Source organism: Nocardia amamiensis NBRC 102102 (assembly GCF_001612745.1).
Classification (GTDB): domain Bacteria; phylum Actinomycetota; class Actinomycetes; order Mycobacteriales; family Mycobacteriaceae; genus Nocardia; species Nocardia amamiensis.
The window spans coordinates 1-22743 of sequence record NZ_BDBA01000177.1 but is presented as its reverse complement, the minus strand read 5'-3'; the positions used below and the strand labels follow the sequence as shown (position 1 = coordinate 22743).

At 66.2% G+C, this 22743-nt stretch carries 29 protein-coding genes and 1 tRNA gene; 17 read left to right on the top strand and 13 right to left on the bottom strand.

Features of this window, described 5'->3' with window-relative positions; all coding sequences use genetic code 11:
• Positions 1-3 precede the first annotated feature (3 nt).
• Positions 4-792: an alpha/beta fold hydrolase gene (locus NA4_RS28305; protein WP_067476677.1), complete on the bottom strand. Its 789-nt coding sequence runs from the start codon at positions 790-792 to the stop codon at positions 4-6.
• Between the two features lie 167 nt (positions 793-959).
• Between NA4_RS28305 and NA4_RS28300 the strand changes: the two genes are divergently transcribed.
• From NA4_RS28300 to NA4_RS28290, 3 genes are all read left to right on the top strand, one after another.
• On the top strand, positions 960-1184 hold the full coding sequence (locus NA4_RS28300) for a hypothetical protein (protein WP_063016531.1): 225 nt from the start codon (positions 960-962) through the stop codon (positions 1182-1184).
• Positions 1171-1467, top strand: coding sequence for a hypothetical protein (locus NA4_RS28295; RefSeq protein ID WP_067476674.1), 297 nt, complete (start codon positions 1171-1173; stop codon positions 1465-1467). The genes NA4_RS28300 and NA4_RS28295 overlap by 14 nt, the downstream gene beginning before the upstream one ends.
• 142 nt (positions 1468-1609) lie before the next feature.
• Positions 1610-1939, top strand: coding sequence for a hypothetical protein (locus NA4_RS28290; RefSeq protein ID WP_245671628.1), 330 nt, complete (start codon positions 1610-1612; stop codon positions 1937-1939).
• Between the two features lie 147 nt (positions 1940-2086).
• Here NA4_RS28290 and NA4_RS28285 read toward each other — a convergent pair whose 3' ends face one another.
• Complete coding sequence (locus NA4_RS28285; RefSeq protein ID WP_067476703.1) at positions 2087-2389, bottom strand: DUF1905 domain-containing protein; 303 nt, start codon at positions 2387-2389, stop codon at positions 2087-2089.
• A 264-nt stretch (positions 2390-2653) separates the two neighbouring features.
• Here NA4_RS28285 and NA4_RS28280 point away from each other — a divergent pair, with 264 nt between their 5' ends.
• Both NA4_RS28280 and NA4_RS40825 read left to right on the top strand, forming a co-directional pair.
• Complete coding sequence (locus NA4_RS28280) at positions 2654-3169, top strand: flavin reductase family protein (RefSeq protein ID WP_067476668.1); 516 nt, start codon at positions 2654-2656, stop codon at positions 3167-3169.
• Between the two features lie 230 nt (positions 3170-3399).
• Entirely contained in the window at positions 3400-3558 is a 159-nt protein-coding gene (locus NA4_RS40825) for a hypothetical protein (RefSeq protein ID WP_373862845.1), read from the top strand.
• Positions 3559-3598: 40 nt separating this feature from the next.
• Here the strand turns inward: NA4_RS40825 and NA4_RS28275 are convergent, their stop codons facing one another.
• The 5 genes from NA4_RS28275 to NA4_RS28255 form a co-directional block, all read right to left on the bottom strand.
• Entirely contained in the window at positions 3599-3976 is a 378-nt protein-coding gene (locus NA4_RS28275; protein WP_067476665.1) for a hypothetical protein, read from the bottom strand.
• A gap of 120 nt (positions 3977-4096) precedes the next feature.
• Positions 4097-4381: a hypothetical protein gene (locus NA4_RS28270; protein WP_067476662.1), complete on the bottom strand. Its 285-nt coding sequence runs from the start codon at positions 4379-4381 to the stop codon at positions 4097-4099.
• 498 nt (positions 4382-4879) lie between these two features.
• Positions 4880-5206: a hypothetical protein gene (locus tag NA4_RS28265; protein WP_067476659.1), complete on the bottom strand. Its 327-nt coding sequence runs from the start codon at positions 5204-5206 to the stop codon at positions 4880-4882.
• Positions 5203-5436, bottom strand: coding sequence for a hypothetical protein (locus tag NA4_RS28260; protein ID WP_067476656.1), 234 nt, complete (start codon positions 5434-5436; stop codon positions 5203-5205). The genes NA4_RS28265 and NA4_RS28260 overlap by 4 nt, the downstream gene beginning before the upstream one ends.
• Positions 5433-5744 carry a hypothetical protein gene (locus tag NA4_RS28255; protein ID WP_067476653.1) on the bottom strand — a complete coding sequence of 104 codons (312 nt, stop codon included), beginning with the start codon at positions 5742-5744 and terminating at the stop codon, positions 5433-5435. Before NA4_RS28255 ends, NA4_RS28260 begins: the two co-directional genes overlap by 4 nt.
• Positions 5745-5986: 242 nt before the next feature.
• On the opposite strand from NA4_RS28255, the gene NA4_RS28250 reads away from it, so the two are divergent.
• From NA4_RS28250 to NA4_RS28235, 4 genes are all read left to right on the top strand, one after another.
• The gene (locus NA4_RS28250; protein ID WP_245671627.1) at positions 5987-6274 is read left to right on the top strand and encodes a hypothetical protein; all 288 of its coding nucleotides are present in this window, start codon (positions 5987-5989) and stop codon (positions 6272-6274) included.
• 31 nt (positions 6275-6305) lie between these two features.
• Entirely contained in the window at positions 6306-6848 is a 543-nt protein-coding gene (locus tag NA4_RS28245; RefSeq protein WP_067476697.1) for a DUF6879 family protein, read from the top strand.
• Complete coding sequence (locus tag NA4_RS28240) at positions 6849-7688, top strand: helix-turn-helix domain-containing protein (protein ID WP_067476650.1); 840 nt, start codon at positions 6849-6851, stop codon at positions 7686-7688. It abuts the gene before it with no gap.
• 61 nt (positions 7689-7749) lie between these two features.
• Positions 7750-8094, top strand: a complete 345-nt coding sequence (locus NA4_RS28235; RefSeq protein WP_067476647.1) for a hypothetical protein — start codon at positions 7750-7752, stop codon at positions 8092-8094.
• 130 nt (positions 8095-8224) lie between these two features.
• On the opposite strand, the gene NA4_RS28230 is transcribed toward NA4_RS28235, so the two are convergent.
• Positions 8225-8298, bottom strand: a tRNA-Gly gene (locus NA4_RS28230).
• 290 nt (positions 8299-8588) lie between these two features.
• Between NA4_RS28230 and amrS the strand changes: the two genes are divergently transcribed.
• On the top strand, positions 8589-9677 hold the full coding sequence (gene amrS, locus NA4_RS28225) for an AmmeMemoRadiSam system radical SAM enzyme (RefSeq protein ID WP_067476644.1): 1089 nt from the start codon (positions 8589-8591) through the stop codon (positions 9675-9677).
• Positions 9678-9706: 29 nt separating this feature from the next.
• Here amrS and NA4_RS28220 read toward each other — a convergent pair whose 3' ends face one another.
• Complete coding sequence (locus NA4_RS28220) at positions 9707-10411, bottom strand: phosphatase PAP2 family protein (RefSeq protein ID WP_157129355.1); 705 nt, start codon at positions 10409-10411, stop codon at positions 9707-9709.
• Between the two features lie 128 nt (positions 10412-10539).
• Here NA4_RS28220 and dcd point away from each other — a divergent pair, with 128 nt between their 5' ends.
• Positions 10540-11139, top strand: coding sequence for a dCTP deaminase (dcd, locus tag NA4_RS28215; protein WP_067476694.1), 600 nt, complete (start codon positions 10540-10542; stop codon positions 11137-11139).
• A gap of 77 nt (positions 11140-11216) precedes the next feature.
• Here dcd and NA4_RS28210 read toward each other — a convergent pair whose 3' ends face one another.
• Positions 11217-11666 (bottom strand): hypothetical protein, encoded by a 450-nt coding sequence (locus tag NA4_RS28210; RefSeq protein ID WP_067476638.1) that lies wholly within the window; start codon positions 11664-11666, stop codon positions 11217-11219.
• 176 nt (positions 11667-11842) lie between these two features.
• On the opposite strand from NA4_RS28210, the gene NA4_RS28205 reads away from it, so the two are divergent.
• The 3 genes from NA4_RS28205 to NA4_RS28195 all read left to right on the top strand — a co-directional run bounded on the left by NA4_RS28205 (position 11843) and on the right by NA4_RS28195 (position 16255).
• Positions 11843-13234: an NsdA family TPR-like regulatory protein gene (locus NA4_RS28205; RefSeq protein WP_067476635.1), complete on the top strand. Its 1392-nt coding sequence runs from the start codon at positions 11843-11845 to the stop codon at positions 13232-13234.
• A 103-nt stretch (positions 13235-13337) separates the two neighbouring features.
• Positions 13338-14594, top strand: coding sequence for a pyridoxal phosphate-dependent aminotransferase (locus tag NA4_RS28200; protein WP_067476632.1), 1257 nt, complete (start codon positions 13338-13340; stop codon positions 14592-14594).
• A 383-nt stretch (positions 14595-14977) separates the two neighbouring features.
• Positions 14978-16255 (top strand): YibE/F family protein, encoded by a 1278-nt coding sequence (locus NA4_RS28195; RefSeq protein ID WP_067476629.1) that lies wholly within the window; start codon positions 14978-14980, stop codon positions 16253-16255.
• A 44-nt stretch (positions 16256-16299) separates the two neighbouring features.
• Here NA4_RS28195 and NA4_RS28190 read toward each other — a convergent pair whose 3' ends face one another.
• Together NA4_RS28190 and NA4_RS28185 are read right to left on the bottom strand one after the other, a co-directional pair.
• A complete protein-coding gene (locus NA4_RS28190) occupies positions 16300-17607 on the bottom strand; it encodes a DUF7159 family protein (RefSeq protein ID WP_507763405.1) in 1308 nt (435 codons plus the stop codon).
• A 151-nt stretch (positions 17608-17758) separates the two neighbouring features.
• A complete protein-coding gene (locus NA4_RS28185; protein ID WP_067476621.1) occupies positions 17759-19081 on the bottom strand; it encodes a UDP-glucose dehydrogenase family protein in 1323 nt (440 codons plus the stop codon).
• Positions 19082-19225: 144 nt separating this feature from the next.
• On the opposite strand from NA4_RS28185, the gene NA4_RS28180 reads away from it, so the two are divergent.
• The 3 genes from NA4_RS28180 to NA4_RS28170 all read left to right on the top strand — a co-directional run bounded on the left by NA4_RS28180 (position 19226) and on the right by NA4_RS28170 (position 22265).
• A complete protein-coding gene (locus tag NA4_RS28180) occupies positions 19226-19762 on the top strand; it encodes a YdcF family protein (protein WP_245671626.1) in 537 nt (178 codons plus the stop codon).
• Between the two features lie 125 nt (positions 19763-19887).
• Positions 19888-21117: an acyl-CoA dehydrogenase family protein gene (locus NA4_RS28175; RefSeq protein WP_067476618.1), complete on the top strand. Its 1230-nt coding sequence runs from the start codon at positions 19888-19890 to the stop codon at positions 21115-21117.
• Positions 21117-22265 carry an acyl-CoA dehydrogenase family protein gene (locus tag NA4_RS28170; protein WP_067476615.1) on the top strand — a complete coding sequence of 383 codons (1149 nt, stop codon included), beginning with the start codon at positions 21117-21119 and terminating at the stop codon, positions 22263-22265. Before NA4_RS28175 ends, NA4_RS28170 begins: the two co-directional genes overlap by 1 nt.
• 194 nt (positions 22266-22459) lie before the next feature.
• Here the strand turns inward: NA4_RS28170 and NA4_RS41640 are convergent.
• Positions 22460-22743: hypothetical protein (locus NA4_RS41640; RefSeq protein ID WP_169811137.1), on the bottom strand; the 284-nt coding region annotated here is incomplete at its 5' end.

The following is a 22743-nucleotide window of genomic DNA, read 5'->3' as shown; positions in this document are numbered from 1 at the left end:
ACGTCACCGTGTCCGCGTGATCGTCTCGAAGAGGACCTGTGCGCACGCGGCGGGATCGTCGGGGAATGGACTGTGCCCGCTGCCATGCAACGTGACGTGCTCGGCGGTGGGCAACGCGCGACGCGCCCTGCGGCTCTGGGTGGCGTAGGTGAGCAGGATGTCGCGGCTGCCCCAGGCGATTGTCACGGGAATGTCGGTGAGCGAGCCGATTTCGTGCAGCCGCGCGTCGGCGAACGAGGCTAGCGCCGCGTCGAATCCGGTCGCCTCGACCGCGCCGATGGCCGTCTCCAGCGCTACCTGAGGGGCAATGGCCCAGGGCTTGCCGAAGATCAGCGAGAGAAAGACGGTCCGCCCCGCGGCGTTTCCGAAAATGAACGGCAGTGCGGGTCGGACCAGTCGCGCGAGCGCCTGCGACTTACCCAGCGACTGCTGGCACCAGACGCGCCCCGCCGTGTCCCAGAATCCGATCGGCGAGTACGCGGTGACCGAACGGGCCAAACCGCGTGCCCCCATATTCAGCGTGATCAGGCCGCCCATCGAATTACCCGCCAAATGCGGCCGCTCGATGCCCTGCGCCGCGAGGAATTCGGTGAGCGCGTCGGTGAGGGTGTCGACGGTTGTGTGTGCGAGCGGGTTCGACCCGCCGAATCCGGGTAGATCGACCGCGATCACGTCATACGACGCGGCGAGGGTGTCGACAATCGGTTCCCATATTTGCCACCGGGATCCGACCCCGTGCACCAGCACGAGCGGTTCCCCCGCCCCGACCCGGTGATGGTGCAACGTCGTCATGCTCGTCGTCTCCGTTCGTCCGCGGCCTGCGCCAACCCTAACAGCAGTCAGCAGCCATCAGTTCGAATCGACCGAGTCGTGCACCATAGCGTGATCCCCGCTGCGGTGCTGTTCGAGCTGGAAAACCGGGCTGGTTCCGGGTCCGCACCGCCGGTACGATAATTGGTATGGCAACCCGTAAGGTGACCCTTTCGTTGGACGAAGCCGCTTGGTCATACGCCGAGCAGGCGGCGGCCCGCGCGGGGATGTCGCCCTCGGCGTGGATTTCGAAGGCCGCGCGCCGGGAGGCTGTGCGCACCGGGGTCGGCCCGGTGTCGGACGTGACCGCCGAGGCCGCGGCGGACGCGGCCGAGCTGGCGGCCGCCGAGGAGGCGATGCGTGCGTCGGGGTGAACTGTGGATCTACAACCCGCATGGTTCGCCGCGTCGCCGAACGGTCGTGCTGATCAGCAGTGATGGCATCAATGAATCGCCGCGTCCGTGGCTGATCGCCGCCGAGGTGATCGACGAGGATCCGCGCGACATCCTCGCGGTTCCGGTGCAGGACCACGGCTGGGTGCATGCGGGCAATATCGGGCGCATCTTCCGTGGATGGCTGGCCGAGCGGGTCGACGTGGTGGACACCGAGACCCTGGAGCGGCTCGACACCGCGTTGCGAGCGGCAATGGATCTGTGAGCGCTATTCATGTAAATCGTTGTGCAGCAAGCTCTCCGATGCTTTTCGGTGGGTACGACTACCGCGACGCGCCGCGGGGCATTATGGTGGCGACGCCACTGACGGTGGCCAGTCGAGGAAGAGGAGTCAGGTGCGGATCTGCATGATCGCCGCGGCGCTGATCGCGCTGCCGGTGCTCGCGGCATGCGGCAGCGACAAGGACACGGCGGCGCCCACGGTGACGCAGGCCGAGCTCGCGCAATCGCTGCAGGACAAGGGCCTCAAGAACAAGCAACTGGCCGACTGCGCCGCCAAGGTGTTCGTCGAGCAGGGTATTTCGCAGGCCGGGCTGCGGGTCATGGTCAGCGATGAGTACGACGTGAAGTCTCCCAACCAGGAGACGCTGGGGATGACCAAGGAAGACGCGGACAAGGCGCGCTCGGCCAGCAGTCGCATCGCGAGCGAGTGCATGTCGGCGGCGCAGCCGCGCTGAGTCGAGGGGCCCGTTGCGGGCGCTGACGGCGTCGACAGGCAGCTGTATCACGGCAGATCAACGGCTTTACACCGCCGAGCGGTTATCGAGGTTTCGGGTGGCGGGCCGGTAGTGCGCAGTGTCCGCGTCGAGCGGCCTTACCGCCTCTTACAGCGCGACAGTCAGTTCCACTTGCGCAGCCGAGCCCGCTTCGAGCCCTTCCGCGACCCGCACTGCCTTCTTCACCGGCAGCACGTAGGTTGCCCGGGACTTGTCCGGGAACAACGACGTCGACCATCGGCTGCTGCCGATGACCACATGCACCCGCACGGCCCCGAACCCGCCCGCCCGATGCGCGTACCGCTCCTCGATCTCATCGGCCACGTCTTCGGGCACCGACACGAAATGCCATGCGGCATCCCCTTGCCACTCCCACACCTCTGCCGTGAACGTGTACCGCGATCCAGCCACGCCGCGACTGTATCGGTAGACACCGACAACGCCGACCTCGATCGGCTGGCAGAGCGGCTGTGGGCGGCAGCCGCCGGTGCTCATTTCGATCGCGCTGCGCGCAACCCGTGAGCGCCTGGCGGGGGTACGCGATCGTGAGGTGATGACGACCAGCGAGGCGAGATCCACTTGTCGACACCGCCGAGGACGGCGTCATCGACCGGTACAGTGGTCGGTGGCGTTCGGTCGCCCAGGCACTGACCCACAGCTCGAAGGCTGCGAACCATGCATGACCTGTTCGAATTCCCCGCCGACGGAGCCAGTCTGCGTCGCGCGTTCGCCAACTTCCCCAGCGGTGTCGTCGCAGTCTGCGCGGAGATCGGCGGCACTCCCCACGGCCTCGCGGTCAGCACATTCGTCCCCGTCTCGCTCGACCCGCCGCTGGTCTCGTTCTGCGTGCAGAACTCCTCGGCGACCTGGCCCAAGCTGGCCGCCGCCAGCCACCTCGGCCTGAGCCTGCTCGGCACCGATCAGCAGGCCGCCGCCCGCTCACTCGGCACCCGAGACGGCGACCGCTTCCGCGACATCCACCTGCACCGCGGCTACGGCGACGCTGTTTTCATCGACGGCGCTTCCGCCTGGATCGAGGGCGTCCAGGAAGTCAACGTCCCCGCGGGCGATCACGCCGTCGTCATCCTCCGCATCCACCGCATCGCCACCCGCACCGACGTCGAGCCCTTGGTGTTCCAGGGCAGCCGCTTTCGCCGGTTGCGTGCGGAACCCGCCAACGGGGCGGCCTGAGAACCCGAGCGCGCCCGGGCCTACTGTCTTGTGGCGACCTTCCGGAAGGTCGCCGTGCCGACACCTGCCGTGACAACGAGCCGGAAAGCGGCGTCGACGATGTGGCGCCGCCGCGCCTCGGCATCCACGTGAACAGGCACCGGAACAGTCTAGAAAACCGTTCGACGTTCTATCACATGCGTGATAGGACGGCTTTCGTTCGTACGCCAACTCCGTAGGAAGGACCGGCCGTGCACGAGGCCGAGGCCATCGCCGCCAACCGGGCGAACTGGGGCGACCGAGCCGACGTCCACGCACGCTCGCAGATGTACGACCTCGACGGCTTCCTTGCCGACCCCACCGCCATCTCTTGCAATACACATCCGCGTTCGGCGCGAGCGGCACAGTAGCTGCTGGCAGCACGAACACGTGTCTGTACTACGACGCCGCCTAATTCTCTGTCGGCGCAGGGGAGGCTGCCGCGTTCGCTTGCCGAGGTGAGGAGCCTGTTCTGATCGCAGCGCTTCCTACCACGATGACCGCGCCGACGGCAGCTACCGGCCACCACACGAGCCGCCGCGACGAGATCTGGTCACGGCACTGGCCGACGTAGTTCGTCTTGTCCCAGTAACTTGCCATGGTCTTGGCGATCGCGTTGGTGCGGTCGGCGCGATCGGCCTGTTCGAGGGCCGCAGATAGGGCATTGCCGCACACGACCTGCTTGTGGTCGATGTCTTTGCCGTCCAGTTGGACCGGCCACAGCAATCCGGTCAAACCGGCAATCAAGGCCAGTGCACCAACAACTGCCGCAAAAATTTTCGGGCTCATGTCAATTGGCTCCCCTGATCGAATTCGGCAGTGACGCTACCCGTACGACAGCGCCCCCGCCGATCCATCAAAGAAATGGATCGGCGGGGGCGCTGTCGGCGCTTCAGACTACGCGTCGTGCTACTTCTCCAGCTTTTCCAGCATCCAGCTGCCGACGGCGTACATGTCGTCAGCGGGGATGGCGCGCGTGTAGTGCAGGGGCGGGGTTATCCAGCGGACCCGCCGCCACCCACTGGCCGGACGAATGACCCAGCCGCCGAATTCGCGGTGCGGACTCCACTGGTTCTCGCCGGTGTAGCCGGGCGCGCGGGAGACACCCCGGAACCGGAGGTACAGGCTCTGGCGAAACCAGAGCCAGCGAGTCGACCATGTGACAGGGCCGCTGCTGATATGGAGCAGCTTCACGGGGCCAACCTAGCACTGGATGAAGGTCGGTATGGTCTCCTTGCGGCCCTCGTCCGTCCCGGTGTCCCAGGTAGCCCGCATGACGATCTTGCCCTGCCACATGCCGGGCACGCAGTCCAACGCCATCGTGGCGACGTGAAGAGTGGGGCTGGGAATTCGGGTGACGACGGTGCGGTCGCCCTTCGGTCGCGGGTTGCTGGTGCCCGACCGATGCCATAGCTGCAACTCGATGCGGAACTGAAGAGGGGCGGGGTCGCACTTACTGTTCCGCCGACGACGACGGCCTTGTGCAGCAGGTAGGGCTCCTTGTTGAAGGCGAAGGTGCAGGCACGGTCAGCTGCCTGCGCGACCGGCGTGCTGGTGAGCGTCTGCCCGGCGAGCAATGCGGCGCTGACAGCGACAACTGCCCGAATCGCGTTGTATCTCATGAGTATCCTCCATTACTTACTACTCCCGCATTCCACGGGAGAGATCAGAACCGCCCCCTGCGGCGGATACTCAGTACTCCCGTGAGGTGTCAGGCTTCATCCGGCCTGCACTGATCAGGGTTTGCCGTGCTGCCGCCTTACGCCGGCACTCGTCTGCGCGGCACCCGCGATGACGTTGCATCGTCATGTGCGCCTCCTGGACGCCGAGCTCGTGATCCGGAGCGTCGTGCGGGAACCCTGCAGCCCACAACGTGTTGTCCATCCGGCGTTCCGCTACACGCGCCCGAGCCCTGTCTGGGTCGACAGGGACCTGCCACCACATCGAGGCCGCGACCATGGGCACCATCACCAGCAGCGCGGCGCCGACCCCAATCGCGACGGTGACCCATCCGTTCATTCGGCATCACCCTCGCGGAGTCCCGGCGCGCTGAAGGCTGGGCCGACGACGGTGAACTCGTCACCCGGTGTGCCGTACTCATCGACCAGCGCCCACGTCTGCGGCTTATCCACAGCCATCCACAGCGGGCCCTCGGTGCGGGCGATAGCGAGCTTCGCGGCATCGTCGGCTCCAAACGTGGCGCGTACGGCTTCCAATGCGGCCGAAGGCTGGTGCTCCATCTCGCTCACGTCTCCGGATACTGGACGTGGCCGGGGATGATCTCGACGGGCGTGACTACGCTGCAAACTGCGGTGATCACGTCCAGCATGGGCTCCGGCATGTGGCGGTGGTCTGCGATCACAACGGCTGCGGCGCGGTGTCCATGGACTCGCGCGAGTAGCCAGGTTCCAGGGTCCGGCTCGATTTCGCCGCCGGGAGTGAGCATCTCGACGAGCGTGTAGCCGACTTGGTCGGCCAGATCCTGGATAGTTTGCGCATCACCCTGCGGGTCTGCCGACTTGTCCCTGCGCAGATACCCGAGTGCCTTTGCCGTCATGGCTGGCCTTCCCTTACTGCTTGGCGTGCTGGTAGGCACCCGGCGCCAGGGAAGGTCAGCTCATCGGGCGGAAGAGCAGTCTGCGAATCTGTCGTCCTGGCGCCGGGGCCGAATCCGAAGCTACGTATGACGCAGATCACTCCTCAACAATATTTCTTGATATTTCTCAAAATGACAACAGCAATAGTGATTGAGCTGCGACGATTGATATCGTCCATGAACCTCAAGAAATGAGTGTTGGCATGAAACTGCGTTTACTGGGCGGTCCGACCGGCAACGAAGGATCACCGAGACTGTGGATCGATGACGATCGCGGGATCTACTTCGTCCAAGGCCTGAAAGTTCCCGACCGCCCCGACCAGGTGGAGATCCCGCACATGCTGCTCACTTGGCTGAAGCCCGATACACACCTCGGCGCTACGCTCACCGACACCGGGATAGGAACCTTCACCCTCACCGGGCGGCCCGTAACCGATCTTGAAGTCTTGGCGCAGATACAGACTCCCCGCACGAGATCTGCGTCGAGGTAGCTGCCGCCGCGACACCGAGGAGATGGTGACCATGCTGTACCTGCCTGTCGGAACCGGCGGCAAACTGCTCAGCATGGCGCAGCGACGCGCCTTTCACCTGGAGGTACAGGACGACCACACGGTCTCCAACGAGAACGAGCCGATGCGCCGATGGCGGGCCGGACTCCCGCCACTCGACCCGGACAACTACCCGCCCGACTGGAAACGGTGGGAAGACATCACCGACGCAGCCACCGCCAGAGGTGTCGCGTTGCAACGGGTTCGAGTGGTTACCGAACCGCTCACCGAATACATCCAATTTCTTCACGCAGTCACTGACCGAAACCAGGCACATGGAGAGGACATCCGATGGCTGCCACGGCATAACGTCGACCCAGCCGAGGTCACCGTGGACGAATGGTGGCTGCTGGACGATGACGCCCTGGCGTGGACGCTGTTCGATGACAGCGGCGACTTCCGTGGGTTTGCGATCACGCGCGACCCGGTCGAGGTCGCGCGGGCGGTGGGCGTCCGCGATCAGCTGTGGGCGAAGGCTATTCGGCACAGCGACTACGTCCCGGAGACGGTCGGCTAGATGAGTGGTGTCGAGCAGGCCCGGGTGGTACTGGGAAACCGGCTGCGTGAATTCCGGAAGGCCGCGCGCTTGTCTGGCATCGAGCTGGCCAGGCAGGCGGGATGGGTACCATCCAAGGTCTCGAAGATCGAACGCGGCCAGCAAACACCCACCGCGGATGACCTCACCAGATGGTGCGAAATCACCGATTCCGCGCTCGCACTGCCCGACCTGCTCGCCACCCTTACCAACCTGGAATCCATGTGGGCGGAATGGAAACGGGTCGCCGCCTCCGGCCACGCCCAGCGCCAGCGCCGCAGCATCGAGCTCGAGGCGGCGACCCATACCATCCGGAACTGGTCGCAACTCATCATGCCGGGTCTGCTGCAAACCGAGGACTACGCGCGGGCGGTGCTGTCCACCTGTATCAGCTTCCTGGGTACTCGCGACGACCTCGAGGAAGCTGTCGCCGCACGGCTGCGGCGACAGAACGTGCTGCACTCCGGCAAGCGGCGCACCATCATCCTGCTCGCCGAACAGGCCCTCTACACGAGCGTCGGCGACGACCAGGTCATGATCAGGCAACTGGAGCACCTACTCGACGCGATGACCCTGCCACGGCTGATCCTGGGAGTCGTTCCTCGCGAGTTCCAATTCATCTACACCACGACTAGCTTCGCCATGTTCGATCGACGATTGGCGATGGTGGAGACGATCAGCGCCGAGTTGAGCGTTACTGGGCCAACCGAGCTGGCCTACTACGAGAAGGCCTGGGCCGCGCTGCACCGCCAAGCTGTCTACGGCGACGGAGTTCGCGCGCGGATCACTGCCGCGCTCGAACGTCGCCGCAGCTCGCTGTAAGTCGACGGCATTCGACTTGGTAGCGGTAACGCCGGTCAGTACCGGTTGTCCACATCTGGCGATGGCGGCCATCAACGAGGCAGGCAGGCCGGTCACCCCTGCGGAGATCACCCGCTACCTGTCCAGCCGGATCCACCCGGCGCCGACGCGCGACGACGTCACCGCCGCAGTTCACATCCTGGAGTTGCCGAGCGTCACGTACCGGCGCGGCGAGGCGAGCGGCATCGTGCTCGCGCGAGTCCTCGATGCGCTGGAGGCGGCGACTACGGGCAAAGAGTATCCGGCATCCTCCGGAGGCGTGCCGCCCAGCGGCGGTTCGGGATTCGGCGCAGGACGCAGGTGCCATGAATGTTCTGACGCACCAGCCACCGTACCGGTTCCACGCGATCACCTAGCGACCCTCTGAGCTGGCGTTATATGCCCGATTCCTTTGTGCCCCTTCGGATGTGCATAGGGTACAGTTTAGGGTTTAGAGACCAGCTCACCCGCTGGTCTCAAAAGAGAACCCGTTGCCCTGATCAGGGCGGGTTTCCTGATGGAGCCGATGACGGGAATCGAACCCGCGCTGTCTGCTTGGGAAGCAGAAGTTCTACCATTGAACTACATCGGCCTGCGTACCGAGATACATCGGAGACTGTAGCAGAGTCGCCGGCGCTCCCGGGAAAAGTCCTGGTAGATGCTTCTGACCTGCGGTGATGTGCTCCGGGTTGGCCAGGTTGAGGGGCAGCTGCCGCCGAGTCTTGATCTTGTTGTCAGTCGTTCGGGCGATTCCTGCCCGAATGGGCGGCCGCTGGTTTCGGACGAGCGCGGACCGAGACCGGCGAGCATGGGTGTTGCTGTGGCATTGCAGTTCTAGCGAGCGCTCGGACGACGTAGTCTTGTCGGCGGAGGAATCCGAAGATGACCGTAACGCTCGACGATCCTCACACCGTTCCGACGAGGCACTGGCACCGGCTCGATGACGGCAGGCTGCAGTGCGACGTCTGCCCGCGCGCCTGCAAGTTGCGTGAGGGACAGCGCGGGCTGTGCTTCGTTCGTGCCCGTATAGACGACCAGATCGTGCTCACGACTTACGGCCGCTCCAGCGGGTTCTGTGTCGATCCGGTCGAGAAGAAGCCGCTCAACCACTTCCTGCCCGGCTCGGCGGTGCTGTCGTTCGGGACAGCCGGCTGCAACTTGGCGTGCAAGTTCTGCCAGAACTGGGACATCTCCAAGTCGCGCGAGATCGACACCCTGTCCGGCCGTGCTGAGCCCGATGAATTGGCAAGCGCCGCAGAGAATCTCGGTTGCCGCAGTGTCGCGTTCACCTACAACGACCCGACCATTTTCTTCGAGTACGCGGCCGATATCGCCGACGCTTGTCGTGACCGCGGCATCAAGGCGATCGCGGTGACCGCGGGCTACATGTGCCCCGCACCGCGCGCCGAGTTCTACTCCCACATCGACGCGGCCAACGTCGATCTGAAGGCGTTCACCGAGGACTTCTACCGCCGCGTGTGCGTCGGGCACCTGGACGACGTCCTGGACACGCTGCGATACCTGCGGCACGAGACCGACGTGTGGTTCGAGATCACGACGCTGCTCATTCCCGAGCGCAACGATAGCGACGCCGAGATCGCCGCCGAGTGCGCGTGGATCCGCGACGAACTCGGCGACGACGTGCCGCTCCACTTCACCGCGTTCCACCCCGACTACAAGATGCTCGACACCCCGCCCACGTCACCCGCGACGCTCACCCGAGCCCGCCACATCGCCCTCGCCGAAGGCCTGCGCTTCGTCTACACCGGCAACGTGCACGACACCGAAGGCGGCACCACCACCTGCCCATCCTGCGGCACCGCCGTGGTTACCCGCGACTGGTACGTGATCCGCCGCTACGCGCTCACCGACGACGGACGCTGCGCGAAGTGCGGAACGCAACTGCCCGGCGTCTACGAGGGACCGGTCGAGCGGTGGGGGAGCAGACGGTTGCCGGTGCTGATCGCGTAGCGCCGCGCCCACGGGCATGATCCGGCATGTCAGCTTCGCGCCGATTCGGCGTACTCCTGCTCCTCGCGCGGGAGCCGCTCCGGCTGCGCGGCGCCTTCACGAGCAGCCTTGACGTAGCGGTAAATGGTCAGACAGAGGATGACCCACAGGGCGCTGATGCACCACCCGCCGAGGATGTCGGTGGTCCAGTGGACGCCCAGGTAGACGCGGGACAGGCCCACCGCGAGGATGAACAGCGCAGCGGCGGTCGCGGCGAGGATGCGCAGGGCTCGGCCGTGCAGGCTGGGGAGGGTGACTACCGTGACGACGCTGATCACGACGAACGAGCCGACGCTGTGGCCGGAGGGGTAGGACAGGTTCTCCACGGAGATGAGGTGGTCCTCGACGGGTGGGCGGGCGCGGCCGACGAGGTTTTTGCCGCCGCGGACCAGTACGCAGGCTCCGAGGCCCGCGCAGGCGACGAGCGCCGCTGGAGGCCAACGCCGCTGCCAGGACAAAACGAGGCAGGTCAGCGTGGCCAGCACCGTCATGGCGACGGTGCCGCTCAGCACACTGACCGCTACCGCGATGGGTGTCAGCGCATCGGTGCGCTGTGCGATGGCCCAGTCTGTGATCGTGCGGTCGATTCCGCCGTGGCCGTCGTCGCCGAGCGCGACCATGGTGAAAGCGGTGGTGCACACCATCAGCAATGCAGTGAGCACCCCGATCGCGGTAGGAATCCATCGGGAGGTCACCCCTCCACGGTGCCACTCCCAGGCGCTGCAGGTTAACCGGGGCCCTTCGCACTGCCGGGAAGTGCCGAATCGTCGCGCCGATGCGGCAGGCTGACATGCCGCGGCGAGCAGGCGCTACGCTCGTCGGCGTGCTGCTTTCCGATCGTGACATCCGTGCGGAGATCGCCGCTGGGCGTCTCGGTGTCGAGCCGCTGCTGGCGAACCTGATCCAGCCGTCGAGTATCGACGTGCGTCTGGACCGGATGTTCCGGGTGTTCAACAACACCCGATACACCCACATCGACCCGGCGCAGCGGCAGGACGAACTGACCAGCCTGGTCGAGCCGGAAGAAGGCGAGCCGTTCGTGCTGCATCCTGGCGAGTTCGTGCTCGGTTCCACACTCGAGGTGTGCACGCTGCCCGACGACCTGGCCGGACGTTTGGAGGGCAAGTCGAGTCTGGGCAGGCTCGGCCTGCTGACGCACTCGACCGCGGGTTTCATCGACCCGGGTTTCAGTGGCCACATCACGCTGGAGCTGTCCAACGTGGCCAATCTGCCGATCACGCTGTGGCCGGGGATGAAGATCGGCCAGCTCTGCCTGCTCAGGTTGACCAGCCCCGCCGAGCATCCGTACGGCAGCGCCGTGGCGGGCTCGAAGTATCAGGGCCAGCGCGGACCGACGCCGTCGCGGTCCTATCTCAACTTCCCTATTCCGGCGGCGGCGGTCGACGCCGCCGAGGCGCGCTGAGCCAGGGCCGGGTCCGCTTCGTCGACTGTGCGGAAGCGGTCCCGGCGGACGGCAGCGGGAACTGATCGCGGAGGTGATCAGTCCCCGCCGCCCGCTCCCACCGCGAGCGCCGTAGTGAGGATGACGGACAGCGGCGGAAGCGTGTCACCGCGGCTCGGCGGGTTGACCCAGAAGCACCCTTCCCGGGTCCAGCGGCCGAGGCCGGTCGGCAACATCACGGCACTGCCGACGGCGGGCAGCCCGATATCCAATCGATTGAGCACCTCGAGCACCTGGGGTCCCGGTCGGCTGTCCGGGTCGGCGAGGAAGCTCCATCGGATCTGTCTGGCCAACATGGGACCCCTCATCCCCTGTTGTTCCAGTGCGGTGCGCACCTTTTCGGCACGTGCGGTCGGCAGGTGAACGACGCAGACGCGCCCGGTGACCGGGAGCATGGCGAAACCACCACGCTCGGTGACCGGTAGCCCGAACTCGTGGCGATAGAAAGCCACCCAATCGTCCACAGTCCTGAGCTTCTCGACATTCACGGCGAACTCCTTAGCCTTCCCTCTCAATGGTCCCGTCCCGCCTGCTGATTCGGCATCGCCCGAGAAGGTGCCTTCCGCTGCCCTTCCGCTGCCTTTGATAGAGCGCGTATTTCAACTGTGGCTCTGCTCACAAACCCCTCGTACTCTGGAAGGAATCCGTTCGGAAGGGATGAACCGTGGTCAGGCATTGGTCAGGCAGAGAGGCCCGAGCCCTTCGCGATGCCAAGCGGATGAGCATCAGGGAGTTCGCCGCCCATCTGGGGGTGCACGAACGCCTGGTGTCCAAGTGGGAGGCCGGGGGCGTCCGGGTCCACCCACGACCGATCAATCAGGCCGCTCTGGACACGTCCTTGGCCAGGTCCGACGAAGTGGTGCGGGCGCGGTTCGCGGCATTGATCGATCAGCCGGTGATCGATCGAAGCGTCCCGCCGGGTTTCGATGCGCGGGGCGGCGTCCCGGCACGCGAGCCGTACTCGACCGACGCGGATCTTCTGGCTCTCATAGACGCCGGTGCACTGAGAGGTGCTGCGCTAGCAGCGATTTCGGAGAGGGATCTGATCATGGCTGCTGCCCACGAGGCCAGCGAGCACGCCGGCAAGGCCGAGAGCACCAATGTGGGTGCGACCACCCTGGAACAGCTCGACGCGGATGTCGCTCGGATCGCGAACGATTACGTGCATATCCCGCCGGTTCCGATGATGGTGGAGATGTTGCGGGTGCGACGCCGGGTGTACCGGCTGCTGGAGGGCCATCAGCGGCCCGCGGATACCAGCCATCTGTATCTGCTGGCGGGCACGCTCTCGGGCCTGCTCGCCAACGCGAGTACCGATCTCGGTCATTACGACGCCGCGGGCGAACAGGTCCGGGCGGCGTGGGCATACGCGGAACTCTGCGGGCACAACGGACTTCGCGCCTGGACCCGCGGCATGCACGCGCTGATCGAGTACTGGTCGCAGCGTCCCCGCCGGGCGGTCCAGCTCGCGCAGAGCGGGCAGGAGTTCGCCGAGTCCGCGACCGCGCATGTGCGACTGCTCAATATCGAGGCGCGGATCTGGTCCGCGCTGGGCAGTGCCGCCGACACCGACCGGTGCATCCGGGCTGCCGCCGACGCCCGCGAGATCGGCGCGACCGACGCCCTGCACGACGAGGTGGGTGGCGTCTTCGGGTTCAATGACGCCAAGGCCAATTACTACGCCGGAGCGACCTACATCCACCTCGGTCAGGCGGAGCACGCGCTGAACGCCACCAAGCGGGCCATCGAGCTGTATGCGAAAGGGCCGTCCGAGCAGCGTTCCTACGGCGCGGAGTCCTTGGCGAGGGTGGACTGCGCGGCCGCTCACCTGATCAACGGCAGTCTGGACGGGGCGGCCGAGGCGCTGCAGCCGGTGCTCGGCCTCGACGAGGACAAGCGCATCGCGCAGCTCGAGGAACGGTTGAACGGCGTGCGCAGACGGATCGCCACTCCTGCCTTCAAGGACGCGGTGGAAGCGCGGCGTTTGGATGAGCGGATCGAGGAGTTCTGCGGCTCCACGGCGGCCAAGGGTATCCCGCCGGGCAACCCGGGTTGATGTATGACGCGTCACATTCAACCGCGCCGGAGCCGCCGTCGCGGCCACGATCACCCGACGCTCGCTCGGACACGCGAGTTATCCAGTTGCGACGGATGGCACCATGGGACGCGTGAGTCCTAGTCAGCATCCGCACCACCCCCCGCGTGTTCTGGAGCAGTCCACGAAGCTGCAGAACGTCGTCTACGAGATCCGTGGACCGGTACACGCGCACGCGGCACGGCTGGAGGCCGAGGGCCATCGCATCCTCAAACTCAATATCGGCAATCCCGCCCCGTTCGGGTTCGAGGCGCCGGACGTGATCATGCGCGACATCATCGCCGCGCTCCCGTACGCCCAGGGCTACTCCGAATCCAAAGGCATCCTGTCGGCGCGGCGCGCGATCGTGACCCGCTATGAATTGGTGCCCGGCTTCCCCGAACTCGACGTGGACGACGTCTACCTCGGCAACGGCGTCTCCGAGCTGATCACCATCACCATGCAGGCGCTGTTGGACAACGGCGACGAGGTGCTGATCCCGGCGCCGGACTATCCGTTGTGGACCGCCATGACCAGTCTGGCGGGCGGCACCCCGGTGCACTATCTGTGCGACGAGTCCAACGGGTGGCAGCCGGATGTCGCCGACATCGAATCGAAGATCACCGACAAGACCAAGGCGCTGCTGGTGATCAACCCGAACAACCCGACCGGCGCGGTGTACTCCGCCGAGGTACTGCAGCAGCTGGCCGATCTCGCGCGCAAGCATCAGCTGCTGCTGCTCGCCGACGAGATCTACGACAAGATCCTCTACGACGACGCCAAGCACATCTCGTTGGCGACCATGGCACCCGACCTGCTGTGTCTGACCTTCAACGGGCTGTCCAAGGCATACCGCGTCGCAGGCTATCGGTCGGGCTGGGTGGCGATCACCGGTCCCAAGGAGCACGCGGCCGGTTTCCTGGAGGGCATCGATCTGCTCGCCTCGTCCCGGTTGTGCCCGAATGTGCCTGCGCAGCATGCGATTCAGGTCGCGCTCGGCGGACATCAGAGTATCGAGGACCTGATCCTGCCCGGCGGCAGGTTGCTCGAGCAGCGCGATGTCGCCTGGGAGCGGCTGAACATGATTCCGGGTGTCTCCTGTGTGAAGCCGAAGGGCGCGCTGTATGCGTTCCCCAAACTGGATCCGAATGTGTACGAGATCTACGACGACTCGAAACTGATCTTGGATCTGCTGCTGCAGGAGAAGATCCTGATGGTGCAGGGGACCGGCTTCAACTGGCCCGACCACGACCATCTCCGGATCGTGACGCTGCCTTGGGCACGGGATCTCGCGGTCGCCATCGAACGCTTCGGCAACTTCCTTGCCAGCTATCGCCAGTGAGGCCGGGCACGTGGCGGGACGCGATTGGCGCCCCGCTTCGAGCCGGTAAACAAACCATATGTACGAATATCTGTCGGATTTGGCGACTACCTAGCGCAAAAGAAGTACTTTTGTGTACAGTGGTCCTCGGCACCACAGAGTGCCTGGTCGGATTGCCTACCCCCCTGGGCACATCCGGCCTCGGGTTCGGCCGCCTACCCCCCTGGGCCGCCAACCCCGCGGGCGGCGGAGACATCCCCCTGCTCTCCGCCGCCCCCTCCAAAATCCCGCTTGCTTTTCGATCGGATCACTCTGTCTGCGTATCGTGACCACCGCTCCGATCTTGAAGATGAAGTCCTTTAGGCTCGGCCCGGGCAGAAACACGTCTCACAGGTAGGAGCGCGGTGAGCGAACACCACCATCACCACGATCACTCGGGACCGATCGCGATCGGTGCCACCGCGGCGCGCGTGGTCATCGGGTTACTCACCGTGATCGGCGTCGTCGTCGTCCTCGGTGCGATCGCCCTGTGGCCGAGCGAGCAGCACGTCGATATCCCGCTGCCGATGCAGAACGCCGGCGGCGGCGCGGTACAGACCGAAGCGGGCACCGTGGTGATGCAGGACATCGGCCCGTGCGGCAGCACGTCGCTGGGCAAGGTGTTCCCCGACAAGCCCGAGCCGCCACGCAGCAACGCCTACACCTGTCAGCGCAGCGTGATCGCGATCGAGTCCGGCCCGCACAAGGGCAACCACACGCTGTTCGAGATCGCGCCCGGCCCAGGACAACCCGATCTGCGCGCGGGCGACGAGATCCGGGTGGTCCGCCAGAGCGATCCGAGCGGAACGCCGCTGTACTCGTTCGAGGACTACTCGCGCGGGTTGCCGCTCACCCTGATCGCCCTGGCCTTCGTGGTGGTGATCATCGTGGTGGCGCGCTGGCGCGGCGTCCGTGCGCTGCTCGGCCTGGTGTTCGCCTTCGCGGTGCTGGTGATGTTCCTGCTGCCCGCGTTGCTGGACGGCAAACCCGCGGTCCCGGTCGCGTTGGTCGCCGGCGCGTTGATCCTGTACGCCGTGCTGTATCTGGCGCACGGGGTGAACCTGCGTACGAGTTCGGCGCTGCTGGGCACGCTCGCCGCGATGCTGCTCGCCGCGGCACTGTCCTGGCTCACGATCGAGTTGACGCATCTGACCGGGCTTTCCGAAGAGCAGAACACCAACGTCGCCACGTACATCCAGCACGTCAGCATCACCGGGTTGCTGCTGGCCGGATTCATCATCGGCTCGCTCGGCGTGCTCAACGACGTCACCATCACGCAGGCGTCGGCCGCGTTCGAGCTGGCCGCCATCGACGAATCCGCCTCGCGCCGCGAGGTTTTCGCCGCCGCCATGCGCGTGGGTCGCGACCATATCGCCAGCACCGTCTACACCCTGGTGCTCGCCTACGCCGGTGGCGCGCTGCCGCTGTTGCTGCTGTTCAGCGTGGCGGGGAGGTCCATTCGCGACGTCCTGGCCGGTGACGCGGTCGCGATCGAGATCGCGCGCTCCGCGGTCGGCGGTATCGCGCTGGCGCTTTCGGTGCCGTTGACCACCGGCATCGCGGTGCTGCTCGCACGCCCGCTCGGTACCAAGCAGCCGAGCCCGCCGCCGCCCGCTCGGCGCGCCCGGCACGCGCGTGTCTGAGTGGGTCTGCTCGGCGGCAGCACCACCTGCGATGCGTAGTCGATTCAGCGTGGCGGCGGAGGGGGAAAGGGAAAGACCTCCGGCGGGATCGTGGGGACCACGATAGGCGGAAGGCCGGGCACCACAATGGTGTTCGGGCCAGGCGTCGGCGGCGCCTCGCTGGTGGTTTGTCGTCGATTGGGCGGCGGCGCGGCGGCCGACTCGTGCGCGGATGGTTCCGTTGTGCCCGGCGCGACCGCGATCTGCGGATCGAGCATCGTGGTGCGCGGCGCGGTGGTCGGCGATAACGAGGGGGAACCCTCGTTAGTGTGCGAATCGCGTTCCAGCACCTGCGGGCCGTAGCCGAGAGCTAACCCGATCGCGGCGACTACCGCGAGCGCGCTGACCGTCAACACGGCGCCGCTGATCTCGCGTTTGCCGCGCTGCGTTGGTGCGGATAACCATGCGGGTGAGAGCTCGTCGTCCAGCACCGGGCTCGCGGTGGGTGTCTCCTTGCGGACCGGCCGAGCCAGGAGCGCCGCGCCGCGGGCCATCACGGTCTCCGGACTGTCCGGCACGATGACGGGTACGCCCATCCAGCGCTCGAGTACCTTGGCGACCAAGGGAATCCGGGCGCAGCCGCCGATGGCGAGTATCCCGTGCACCGGGCGGTCCGAGCGCACGATCACGTCGCGCGCCATCCGCGCCGACGACTCGATCGCCAGCATGATCAGCGACTCGAAGTTCTCCTGCGCCAGCAGTACCAAGCCCTGCTCGCTCGGCAGCGCCACCGCCGTGTTGGTGCTCAGCTGCTCCTTGGCCTCCCGGCACAGCCCGTCCAGCTCGGCCAGGCCTGCCGCGTTCGGCGGATGGGCGATCCGGCCGGACGCGATCTGCTGCTCGCGAATCAGGGAATCGAGATAGTCGCCGCTGATGTCGCTGGTGCGTTCACTGTGCCGGACTTCGCGGGTCTGCGTATCGACAACGCTCACCGACAGGCCCGAGCTGCCCAGGTCATAGACGACCAGCGAGGAGATACCGCGGATATCGCCGGTGGCCTGCGCGAATTCCAGCGCGGCGACGATCTCCGGGACGAGTTCGTAGTTGGTCAGCTGCTGACGAGCCATGGCCGCGCGGATGGCGCGGGCGTGCTGCTCACTGCGATAGGCGATCGCGGTGGCGCCGATTCCCGGTGTGGCTTCCAGAGTGACCCCGATGGCTTCGGCCGCCAGTTCTTCCACGCTCTGCCCGGCAACCGGAATGGTCTGCAGGTCGAACGAATGCGGGGAGACGTGCCCGTGGGGGTTGCCGGCGTGCGGTCGCGCCATTCGGACAGCGCCGGCCCCCACCGAAACTCCCAGTACCGAACTCATCAGCTGCCCATCTCGTTAACACTGCACGACATGCGAGCCCGCACCGCAGTCGGCGGAGGAGGCGCGCTGGACGGACCCTACCGCCGGCGATCAGCTGTGCTTAAGGCGGACTGGTCATGTGTCTGGCAGTAGCCCGCCTCGCTTCGCAACTCTACGGTGTGCCGAGTCCCGCGTACACCCATCCGGCGTCTCTCCAGGTGGCACGATTGAGACAGTTCCGGCCGTCGATGATCGAGCGCGCCCGCACCACCCGGTCCAGATCCTGGGGTCGCAGCGCGGTGAATTCGTCCCACTCGGTGAGCACGAGTACGACGTCGGCGCGTTCGCATGCCTCGGCGATCGAGGTCGCGTAGTTCAGCGTCGGAAACACCCGGCGCGAGTTCTCCAGTGCCTTCGGGTCGTACACGGTCACCACCGCACCGTGCAACTGGATCATGCCCGCCACATTCAACGCGGGCGAGTCGCGGACGTCGTCGGATTCCGGTTTGAACGCCGCGCCGAGCACCGCGACGTTGGCGCCGAGCAGTGAGCCGCCGCAGGCGCGGGCGGCCATGTCCACCACCTTGGTGCGGCGGCGCATATTGATGTTGTCGACCTCGCGCAGAAAGGCCACGGCGTGATCGGCGCCGAGTTCGCCGGAGCGGGCCATGAACGCGCGGATGTCCTTCGGCAGGCAACCGCCGCCGAATCCCAAGCCCGCGTTCAGAAATCGGCGGCCGATGCGCGCGTCGTAACCGAGGGCGTCGGCCAGCATGGTCACGTCGGCGCCGGTCGCCTCGCACACCTCCGACACCGCATTGATGAACGAAATCTTCGTCGCCAGAAAGGCGTTCGCGGACACCTTCACCAATTCGGCAGTGGCAAGGTCGGTCAGCAGGAAGGGGACCTCGGCGGCGAGCAGGTCGGCGTAGATCTCGCGGACCAGCTGTTCGACCCACCCGGCTGCGTCGCGGTCGCGGTCGACGCCGAGCACCAGCCGGTCCGGGCGCAAGGTGTCCTTGACCGCGAAGCCCTCACGCAGGAATTCCGGATTCCACGCCACCTCCACCTCGGTGGGACTCAGCGCGCGGGCGCGGTCACCGAGCGCCGCCGCCGTGCCGACCGGAACCGTCGACTTACCGACGATCACCGAGGGACGCTCCAGCATCGGGGCCAGCGTATCCACCACGGCGTGCACGTATTTCAGATCGGCGGCGTACTCCCCCTTCTTCTGCGGAGTGCCCACACCGAGGAAATGCACCTCCGCGTGCGCGGCCGCCTCGGCGTAGGAGGTGGTGAATCGCAACCGGCCCGCATCGAGGTTGCGGCGCAGCACATCCTCGAGTCCCGGTTCATAGAACGGCACCACGCCGTCGGAGAGCTTCGCGATCTTGCCCGGGTCCACGTCCACGCCGATCACATCGTGCCCGAGTTCAGCCATGCACGCCGCGTGCGTAGCCCCGAGGTACCCGGTTCCGAAGACTGTGCATCGCATGATCGATTGGTAAGCCCCGACGATGGCCACGCCACGTCACCGAGGCAAGTGTCCGGGCAACAGCAGGTGTACATGCGGCGACGTGGGCGGGCGCGGCGCGTTGACCTGGTCGGATCTGTGCGACGCCCGGCTAGCATCGGCGTGGTGCGACGTCATCGGTTGGCCTGGGCACTGCTCGGTGCTGGTCTGGTGGTCGCGGTTGCCGTGGTCGCGCTCTGGCCGGTCTACGTGCGTCCACGGACCGACGCGCCGGTCCCTGCGGACGCGATTCTCGTCCTTGGCGGCGCGCACGACGGGCGCGAACAACTCGGCCTGCGCCTCGCGCACGAGGGATACGCGCCGCGCGTGGTGTTCTCCAATCCTTATGACAACAGCGCGATGCTGAACCGCATCTGTCACGGCGGCTACAGCTTCGAGGTCTTGTGCTTCGATCCAGCACCGCGGACCACCCGTGGTGAGGGCCGAGAGCTCGCCCGCCTCGCCCGCACGCACAATTGGCGGCGCGTCATTGTCGTAACGTTCACCCCGCACATCTCCCGGGCCCGCTACATCCTGCAAAAGTGCTGGGACGGAGAACTTCTCTTCATCGACCCGCAACCCCACCTCTCCGTGGCCCGCTGGGCCTACGACTACGCCTACCAGTCCGTTGGCTTCGCGAAGGCATTCTTCGAGGACTGCTGAGGTCGGCCTAGAATGTGCAGGCGGGCGACATCAGTTTGACTCGATGAGAGAGTCAACCGTACATTCTGTCATGTGGTGCGACAGTCGCCACAGGAAGCAACGGTGCACACCCTCCGGGAGGGCAGATGGAATACGACTGGTCGCCGAAGGATCTGGCGTTCCGGGACGAGGTACGCGCGTTTCTCGCCGCGAAACTGACACCGGAGTTGCGGCGGGCCGGGCGCTTGGCGACGAGCGTGTATCCCGACCATGAGGCGAGCATGGCATGGCAGCGGATCCTGCACGAGCGCGGCTGGGCGGCGCCCGCCTGGCCGGTGGAGCACGGCGGATGTGACTGGAGCCTGACCCAGCACTACATCTTCCATCGGGAATCGGCACTGGCCGGTGCGCCGGCACTCTCGCCGATGGGGATCAAGATGGTGGCGCCCGCGATCATCGCGTTCGGCACCGCCGAGCAGAAGTCGTTCTATCTGCCACGCATCCTGACCGGTGAAGTCTTCTTCTGCCAGGGCTACTCCGAGCCCGAGGCCGGATCGGACTTGGCGGCGCTGACCATGGCCGCCGTGGACGACGGCACGGATTTCGTGTGTACCGGCAGCAAGATCTGGACCACCCATGCCACCGAGGCGAATTGGATCTTCTGTCTGGTGCGCACCTCGCGCACCGGCAAGAAACAACAGGGCATCACGTTTCTGCTGATCGATATGACGTCGCCGGGCATCGAGATCCGGCCGCTGGTGATGACCTCCGGCGAACAAGTGCAGAACCAGGTCTTCTTCGACAACGTGCGGGTGCCCAAGAGCAATGTGCTCGGCCGCATCGATGACGGATGGACGGTGGCGAAGTACCTGCTCGTGCACGAGCGCGGGGGAGCGGCGGCGCCGTACCTCCAGGTCATGGCGCAGGACATCGCGATGGCCGCGGCGCGACAGCCCGGCCGGGACGGCAATCCGCTGATCGACGACCACGCTTTCGCGGCGAAACTGGCCGATCTGCGGATCCGCACCGACGTGCTGGAAGTCCTGGAATACCGCACGATTTCCGCGATGGCGCGGGGCAAGGACCCTGGCCCCGCGTCGTCCATGCTCAAGATCATCGCGACCGAACTCAGCCAGAAGCTGACCGAACTGGCGTTGGAAGCCGCCGGTCCGCGTCGCCGCGTGTACCAGCCGCACGCGACCGCACCGGGCGGCCCGATCGCTCGATACGTCCCGCCGGCCGACGGATACCTCAGTGGTGCGGACTGGCAGGCCGTCGCACCGCTGCGTTATTTCAACGACCGGGCGGGCTCGATTTACGCGGGCAGCAACGAGATCCAGCGAAACATTCTCGCCAAAGCAGCATTGGGGCTCTGATGGACTTCACACTCACCGAGGAGCAGGAAATGCTCCGCTCCGCGATCGCCGGATTCCTCGGCGCCCGCTACGACCTGGAAGAAAGCCGTGCGGCGGCGAAATCCGATGTGGGCTGGCAGCCCGCCATCTGGCGGGGGTTCGCCGACGAACTGGGGATTCTCGGCGCGACCCTGCCCGAGCGGGTGGACGGATCCGGCGGAGGTCCGGTCGAATTGATGGTCATCGCCGAGGAACTCGGCCGGGCGCTGGTGGTCGAGCCGTTCATCGACACGGTGGTGATCGGCGCTGGACTGCTGGAACGCTGCGGTGGCGAGCAAGCCGACGACGTGCTGCGCCGAATCGTCTCCGGTGACGCGCGCGTCGCCTTCGCCGCACTGGAACCGACCTCCGGCCAGACGCTGTACGACGTGTCGACCACCGCCTACCGTGACGGCGATTCGTGGGTGCTCGACGGCGCGAAGGTCGTGGTGGCCGGTGCACCGCTGGCCACGCACCTGCTGATCACGGCGCGCACGTCCGGCGAGCGCCGCGACAAGGCGGGGATCTCTTTGTTCCGCCTCGAATTCGACGCGAGTCGTCCGCCTGCCGGAGTCGAGGTGCATTCCTATCGGACCATCGACGACCGGGTCGGTTCCGACATCGTGTGCACCGGCCTGCGCCTGCCCGTCGACGCACTGCTCGGCCCGGAGTCGGACGCCTGGACGGTCATCGAACCGACCATCGCGGAGGCGACCGCTGCGATCTGCGCCGAGGCTGTCGGATGCATGCGGAAAGTGCTCGCCGACACCGTCGACTACACCAAGCAGCGCCGGCAGTTCGGTCAGCCGATCGGCGGCTTCCAGGTCTTGCAGCACCGCATGGTCGATATGTATATCGAACTCGAACAAGCCATCGCCGCCGTCTATCTGGCGATCCACTCGTTGCGCGCCCCGGCAGCGGACCGCGCGCGGGCGGTGTCGGCAGCGAAAGTCACCATCGCGCGGGCGGCACGGTTCGTCGGCCAGAACGCCGTGCAACTGCACGGCGCGATGGGCATGACCGAGGAACTGGCTATCGGCCACTATTTCAAGCGCCTCACCGTGATCGAGCACGAATTCGGCTCCGCTGACGAGCATCTCGCCCGGTACGCAGCACTGACCAGGCCGTAATTCGGCACACGCCACAGCCCCAGTCGGGAGCTTGGATCGGGGCTCGGCCGAGGCCCCAATGCGCTCGGCCGCCGGTCGCATCGCACGTGCGTCGAGGGATGCTGCCGCGCTCATGCACCAGGATTAGACGTAGGTCCAGGGAAAATAGAGAGCCCGGGTCCCTAGGGACCCGGGCTCTAACGCTAGTGCCTGGCTCAGTTCTTGCGGCCCGGCGCCTTCGCACCGGCCTTGAAACCGAGACCGCCGGGCTTGGCGGCGGGTGGCGCGACTTCTGCTGCGCCGTTGCCGTTACCGTTCGGTTCCGGCTCGGCGGCGGATTCGGCCTGGTCGGCGGGAATTTCCGTGGCCGGGGCCGGATCCGCCGAGGCCGGTTCCGCAGCCGCGGCACCGGGCGCTTTGGGGCCGGGCCGCTTGAAGCCGGACTTCATGGCCAGACCCTTGGCGGGAACCGTCGGCTTGGTCTCGGTGGGCTTGGCGG

Excerpts from the sequence above, each read along its gene's own strand:
- NA4_RS28305 (WP_067476677.1), bottom strand. The coding sequence starts at position 792 with ATGACGACGTTGCACCATCACCGGGTCGGGGCGGGGGAACCGCTCGTG.
- NA4_RS28300 (WP_063016531.1), top strand. The coding sequence starts at position 960 with ATGGCAACCCGTAAGGTGACCCTTTCGTTGGACGAAGCCGCTTGGTCA.
- NA4_RS28290 (WP_245671628.1), top strand. The coding sequence starts at position 1,610 with ATGATCGCCGCGGCGCTGATCGCGCTGCCGGTGCTCGCGGCATGCGGC.
- NA4_RS28280 (WP_067476668.1), top strand. The coding sequence starts at position 2,654 with ATGCATGACCTGTTCGAATTCCCCGCCGACGGAGCCAGTCTGCGTCGC.
- NA4_RS28275 (WP_067476665.1), bottom strand. The coding sequence starts at position 3,976 with ATGAGCCCGAAAATTTTTGCGGCAGTTGTTGGTGCACTGGCCTTGATT.
- NA4_RS28265 (WP_067476659.1), bottom strand. The coding sequence starts at position 5,206 with ATGAACGGATGGGTCACCGTCGCGATTGGGGTCGGCGCCGCGCTGCTG.
- NA4_RS28255 (WP_067476653.1), bottom strand. The coding sequence starts at position 5,744 with ATGACGGCAAAGGCACTCGGGTATCTGCGCAGGGACAAGTCGGCAGAC.
- NA4_RS28250 (WP_245671627.1), top strand. The coding sequence starts at position 5,987 with ATGAAACTGCGTTTACTGGGCGGTCCGACCGGCAACGAAGGATCACCG.
- NA4_RS28245 (WP_067476697.1), top strand. The coding sequence starts at position 6,306 with ATGCTGTACCTGCCTGTCGGAACCGGCGGCAAACTGCTCAGCATGGCG.
- NA4_RS28240 (WP_067476650.1), top strand. The coding sequence starts at position 6,849 with ATGAGTGGTGTCGAGCAGGCCCGGGTGGTACTGGGAAACCGGCTGCGT.
- NA4_RS28235 (WP_067476647.1), top strand. The coding sequence starts at position 7,750 with ATGGCGGCCATCAACGAGGCAGGCAGGCCGGTCACCCCTGCGGAGATC.
- amrS (WP_067476644.1), top strand. The coding sequence starts at position 8,589 with ATGACCGTAACGCTCGACGATCCTCACACCGTTCCGACGAGGCACTGG.
- NA4_RS28200 (WP_067476632.1), top strand. The coding sequence starts at position 13,338 with ATGGGACGCGTGAGTCCTAGTCAGCATCCGCACCACCCCCCGCGTGTT.
- NA4_RS28190 (WP_507763405.1), bottom strand. The coding sequence starts at position 17,607 with ATGAGTTCGGTACTGGGAGTTTCGGTGGGGGCCGGCGCTGTCCGAATG.
- NA4_RS28185 (WP_067476621.1), bottom strand. The coding sequence starts at position 19,081 with ATGCGATGCACAGTCTTCGGAACCGGGTACCTCGGGGCTACGCACGCG.
- NA4_RS28175 (WP_067476618.1), top strand. The coding sequence starts at position 19,888 with ATGGAATACGACTGGTCGCCGAAGGATCTGGCGTTCCGGGACGAGGTA.
- NA4_RS28170 (WP_067476615.1), top strand. The coding sequence starts at position 21,117 with ATGGACTTCACACTCACCGAGGAGCAGGAAATGCTCCGCTCCGCGATC.